Origin of the sequence: Kitasatospora sp. NPDC091257, assembly GCF_044757675.1 — a bacterium.
Classification (GTDB): domain Bacteria; phylum Actinomycetota; class Actinomycetes; order Streptomycetales; family Streptomycetaceae; genus Kitasatospora; species Kitasatospora lactacystinica.
The window spans coordinates 1-5,043 of sequence record NZ_JBIVVI010000680.1 but is presented as its reverse complement, the minus strand read 5'-3'; the positions used below and the strand labels follow the sequence as shown (position 1 = coordinate 5,043).

The following is a 5,043-nucleotide window of genomic DNA, read 5'->3' as shown; positions in this document are numbered from 1 at the left end:
CGCGGAGCTCGATCGCCCCGGCGACCGAACGGACCTCCACGCACGCGTTGTTTGCGCCGGAATAGCTGGACTTCTGCCAGGTGGACTCAGGCATTTGTCCACAACCCGCAGGCCCACCGCACCGGCCCGCGGCCCCGAAATTCGCGCGCCCGCCGAGCGCCCCGCCGTTACTCTCGCGGCATGAGCGAGCAGCAGCCCTACACCGGCCCGGACGACCCGCGCGTCGTCGCCCTGCCTCCGGCAGAGTTCGCGTTCCCCGGCCCTCTGCGGGACCAGCTGGTCGCCGCGATCCTCGACGGTGCCAAGACCAGCACCACCGGCCTGATCGCCGACTACGAGCACGAGGGCGAGCCCCTGCCGCTGGCCGGTGAGCGCTCCGCGGTCCTTGACTCGGACGGCCGCAGGGTCGCCGTGATCGAGACCACGGACGTCCGGGTGGTCCCGCTCGCGGAGGTCGACCTCCAGCACGCCCTGGACGAGGGCGAGGGGTGCACCAGCGTGGCCGAGTGGCGTGCGGTGCACGAGCGGTTCTGGCGCAGTCCGGAGATGCTCGACGCCCTCGATGACCCGGGTTTCGCCGTGGACGACACCACTCCGGTGGTCCTGCAGCGCTTCCGCGTGGTGGCGGACCTCCGCTGAGCCGGGCGGGCCCGGCGGGGGCCGGCCGGCGGCCGTTGTGCGGCGGCCGGCCGGTGCCCGGGCTCAGCGCTTCACCGGACCTCCCACGGCTCGCATCGACTTGGTGATCGTCTTCCACTTCTTCAGCCGCGCCTTGGCCACCCGGGCGTCCGTGCGCGAGGCGATCCAGTCGTTCTCGCGCTGGAGCTTGAGGTAGCTGTCCATGCGGCGCTGCGGCAGGGTGCCGTCGGCCAGCGCCGCCTGCACCGCGCAGCCGGGCTCGGTGTGGTGGCCGCAGTCCTGGAAGCGGCACTCCTCGGCCAGCTCGGCTATGTCGGCGAAGGCCAGGTCCACGCCTTCGCCTCCGTAGAGGCCGACCTCGCGCAGCCCGGGGGTGTCGATGAGCACGCCCCCGCCGGACAGCGGGATCAGTTCTCGGGTGGTCGTGGTGTGGCGGCCCTTCTGGTCGACCTCGCGGGCCTCCTGGACGGTCATCACCGCGGAGCCGGCCAGCGCGTTGGTGAGCGTGGACTTGCCGACGCCGGACTGGCCGATCACCGCGGTGGTGCCGGGGGTGCAGGCGCGGAGCACGTCCATGCCCTCGCCGGTCTCGGCGCTCACCACGAGCACCGTGACTCCGGGGGCGACCGCCTCGACGTCGGACCGGATGAAGTCGGCGTCGTCGACGAGGTCGGCCTTGGTGAGGACGACCAGCGGGTCGGCGCCGGACTCCCAGGCCAGGGCGAGGAAGCGCTCGATCCGTCCGAGGTCGGGGTCGGTCGCGAGCGAGGAGGCGATCAGCACGGTGTCGACGTTGGCGGCCAGCACCTGGCCGTCGGAGCGCTTGCCGGCCACCTTGCGGATGATCGCGGTGGAGCGCGGCAGCAGCGCGGCGACGGAGGCCATCGGCTGGGCGTACAGGTCGACCGCCGCCCAGTCGCCCGTGCACGGGCAGTTGATCATGTCGGCGTCGCCCACCGGCCGGGTGTCGAACCGGACGGTGCGCGGCTCACCTGTCTCCGGGTCGGCGATGACGGCGTCGCACTGGCCGCGGTCGACCCGGACGATCCGGGCCGGGAGCAGCCCGGCCTCGCCGAACGGGGTGAACAGCTCCGCGAGCTCGGCCGTCCAGCCGTAGCCGGTCAGGGCGGAGGCGTCGGCGGAAGTCGAAGAGGAGGAAGAGGGAGAAGAGAACGACGAAACGGAGGCAGCGTTGAACAACGCAGTGGCCCTTCGGGAGGAGATGATCCCGGCGGGCTACGGCTGGCGTGAAGGGCTCAGCCGGCGGCCGGGAAAAGGAGGTGAACGCGAGTGCTGCCCTGGGCAGCTATCGGGGCGACAACGACCACGGGGTTCACCTCCTGCTCTCTACTCCTCGGGCGGCCCCATGGCCCCCGAACCGGATGTGTCACACGCTAGCGGGGCGGGGGATTGTGGCCAAACTATTTTTGACCTGCGGAAACGCGAGGCGGCGGTCGCCAGAGCGGCCTCTGAGGACCAAAATTGGCCCGCCGCGCAGGGGCCAGACAGCGCCCCGCACCGCCGTCCGCCGCCACGCGCATCCGCCGCAGCTCGACCAGCCCCGCCGGGGCCCGCGCTACGCCCCGTACCGGTGCTTGAGGTTCGGGTCGTCCAGCCACCACGGCCGCATCCCGGTCTCCTCCTCCGGCCCTCCCGCCGCCCGCGCCCGCGCGGCGGCCGCCGCGTAGCGGGCGTCCAGCTCGGCGTCCACCGCCTCGGTCTCCTCCCGCCCCTGCACCACCATCCGCCGCACCAGCGCGGCCAGGAACGGCAGCCCGACCAGGTCCCCCAGCACCCAGAACGCGTTGCCGCCCCAGGTCTGGTCCTGCGCCGGGCTCGGGCCCCACGGCCGCCCGAGCGCCAGGTAGTAGTGCTCGGCGACCAGGTGCCCGCCGTAGATCAGCACGATCCCGAGCCCCGCGTCGAAGATCACCTCGGCGAAGGTGATGAACAGCCCGACCAGGTGGGGGTACTCGTGCCCGACCGGGTCGAGCTGCAGACGCGGCCAGAAGTAGGCGAGGCCCAGCAGCACCAGTGCCAGGTGCAGCACCACGTTCCCGATCCCGCTGGACACCGACCACTCGTACCAGGGCGTGAAGTAGAGCAGCCACGGCGGCGCCATCAGCAGCGCGGTGGAGACCGCCGGGAACATCAGCACCTTGGACGGGCGGCTGCGCAGCGCCCGCAGGACGCGTTCCCGCCGGGCCGCCGGTGCCGCCTCGACCAGCAGGGAGACCGGTGCGCCGAGCGCGAGCAGCAGCGGAACGACCATCAGCAGCAGCACGACCTGCACGGCCCGGTCGGTGAAGAGGATCCGGTCGTACACACCGAGGCCGGAGCAGGTGCACCAGACCCACAGCAGCAGCCCGCCGAGGAACGCGGCGGTACGGGTGGGCTGCCAGCGCCCGCCGCGGTGCCCGGCCACCGGCCGCCCGTCGCCGGCCCCCGCGGCCGCCCGGTCACCCACCGCGCGTTCACCCACCGCCCGGTTGACCCTGCGCACCGCCGCCAGGTACCAGACACCGAGCAGCACCGACAGCACGAGCACCAGCGGCTCGGCCGTCCAGGAGGTCGCCAGGTCGGACCACCGCCACGGCGGCGGCCCGCTGTAGGCGAGCACCGAGGCGGGACCACCGGTCGGCCCGCCCACCGGCCCGACCATCGGGCCGCCCACCGACCCGACCGCCGCGCCGCCCACCACTGCGTTCATCCGCCCGCTCACCTCGCTCGTCCCGGCGGTCCCCGGCCGGTCGGGCACCCCGCGCCGGGGCTCCCCCGGCGCCCGGCCATGATGTCCCCGCGCGACGGCCCCGCCGCACCCGGGGCCCGCCTCTGTACCCGGGCCTGAACAAAGCTTTACCGAGCCCCGACAAAGCTTTGCCCGGGCAAAGTTCTGCCCTGTTCCCGCTCCTCCCGGCAACCGCGGCGAAGACACAAACGTCTGGCAGGATGCGCCGTCGGCGAGACCCGCCACGTGCTCGACAAGGGGATGACAAGAGGTGCGAACCACTGCACGCGGCGACGGCCGCCGACTCGCGGCGCGCCACCGCAACATCGAACTGGGCCTGCTGGCCCTCGCGGTGGCCGTCTGCCTGGCGGGACACGTCGACGCGAACCTGGCGCTCACCGGCCGGATGCCGCCCGGGCTGCTGGTGCACGGCCTGTCGCTGGGCGCGCTGGCCGGGGCGGCCCACCTGGCGGTGCGCCGGTTCGCCCCGTTCGCCGATCCGCTGATCCTGCCGCTGGGCGTCTTCCTGACCGGCTTCGGGCTGGTGCTGCTGGACCGGCTGGACTTCAGCTACAAGGCCGCGCACGCCGCCAAGGGCGACTACCAGAAGCTCCCGGCGGCGCCCTCCCAGCTGATGTGGGTGTTCATCTCGGTGGCGGTGGCGCTCGCGCTGATCGTCCTCGTCAAGCACCACCGCTTCTTCCAGCGCTACGTCTACCTGCTGATGGCGGGTGCGCTGATCCTGCTGGCGGCACCGGTGTTCTCCCCCGGCGACAGCTTCGGCGCCAAGCGCTGGATCCGGCTGTTCGGGCTCTCCTTCGAGCCGGACGAGTTCGTGAAGGTCGCGATCACGATCTTCTTCGCGGGGTACCTGATGGCCGCCCGGGACGCGCTGGCGCTGGCCGGGCGGAAGGTCTGGGGGCTCACCCTGCCGCGCGGACGGCACGCCGGCCCGGTGCTGGCGATCTGGGTGGTCAGCCTGCTGGTGCTGATCTTCGAACGCGACCTGGGCACCTCGCTGATCTTCTTCGGCATCTTCATCGTGATGCTGTACGTGGCGACCGAGCGCACCAGCTGGGTGGTGCTCGGCCTGCTGATGGCGGTCGGCGGCGCGGCGGTGGTCGGCACCGTGGAACCGCACGTGCACGGCCGCGTCGAGGCCTGGCTGCACCCGCTCGACTACTACAAGCCGGTGCACGACAAGGCGATCTCCGAGCAGCCCGCCGAGGCGCTGTTCAGCCTGGGCACCGGGGGCATGACCGGGACCGGCCTGGGCTCGGGACGGCCCTGGCTGATCGGCTTCGCCGGGCGCAGCGACTTCATCTTCACCACCATCGGCGAGGAGCTGGGACTGGCCGGGGCGACCGCGATCCTGCTGGTCTACGTGCTGCTGATCCAGCGCGGTCTGCGCACCGCGATCGGCCTGACCGACCCGTTCGGCAAGCTGCTGGCCACCGGTCTGTCGGCGGCGCTGGCGCTCCAGGTGTTCGTGGTGGTCGGCGGGGTGAGCGGGCTGGTCCCGCTGACCGGCAAGGCCCTGCCGTTCCTGGCCGCCGGCGGTTCGTCGCTGCTGGCGAACTGGCTGATGGTGGCGCTGCTGCTCAAGCTGAGCGACTCCTCCGGACGCACCGCCCTGGACCCGCCCCGGCCCTCCCCCGAGCCGCTCCCGGCCCCGT

Annotated in this window: 5 protein-coding genes; 2 read left to right on the top strand and 3 right to left on the bottom strand. The window is 72.8% G+C overall.

What is annotated here, in order from left to right; genetic code table 11:
* A partial coding sequence (locus tag ACIQOV_RS27140) for a DUF397 domain-containing protein (protein WP_401052817.1) occupies positions 1-94 on the bottom strand: 94 nt, incomplete at its 3' end.
* Positions 95-180: 86 nt separating this feature from the next.
* Between ACIQOV_RS27140 and ACIQOV_RS27135 the strand changes: the two genes are divergently transcribed.
* Positions 181-639 (top strand): ASCH domain-containing protein, encoded by a 459-nt coding sequence (locus ACIQOV_RS27135; protein WP_401052814.1) that lies wholly within the window; start codon positions 181-183, stop codon positions 637-639.
* A 63-nt stretch (positions 640-702) separates the two neighbouring features.
* On the opposite strand, the gene rsgA is transcribed toward ACIQOV_RS27135, so the two are convergent.
* Complete coding sequence (gene rsgA / locus ACIQOV_RS27130) at positions 703-1,839, bottom strand: ribosome small subunit-dependent GTPase A (RefSeq protein WP_401052811.1); 1,137 nt, start codon at positions 1,837-1,839, stop codon at positions 703-705.
* Positions 1,840-2,215: 376 nt separating this feature from the next.
* Positions 2,216-3,349 carry a cytochrome c oxidase assembly protein gene (locus ACIQOV_RS27125; protein ID WP_401052808.1) on the bottom strand — a complete coding sequence of 378 codons (1,134 nt, stop codon included), beginning with the start codon at positions 3,347-3,349 and terminating at the stop codon, positions 2,216-2,218.
* Between the two features lie 289 nt (positions 3,350-3,638).
* Here ACIQOV_RS27125 and ACIQOV_RS27120 point away from each other — a divergent pair.
* A partial coding sequence (locus ACIQOV_RS27120) for an FtsW/RodA/SpoVE family cell cycle protein (RefSeq protein ID WP_401052805.1) occupies positions 3,639-5,043 on the top strand: 1,405 nt, incomplete at its 3' end.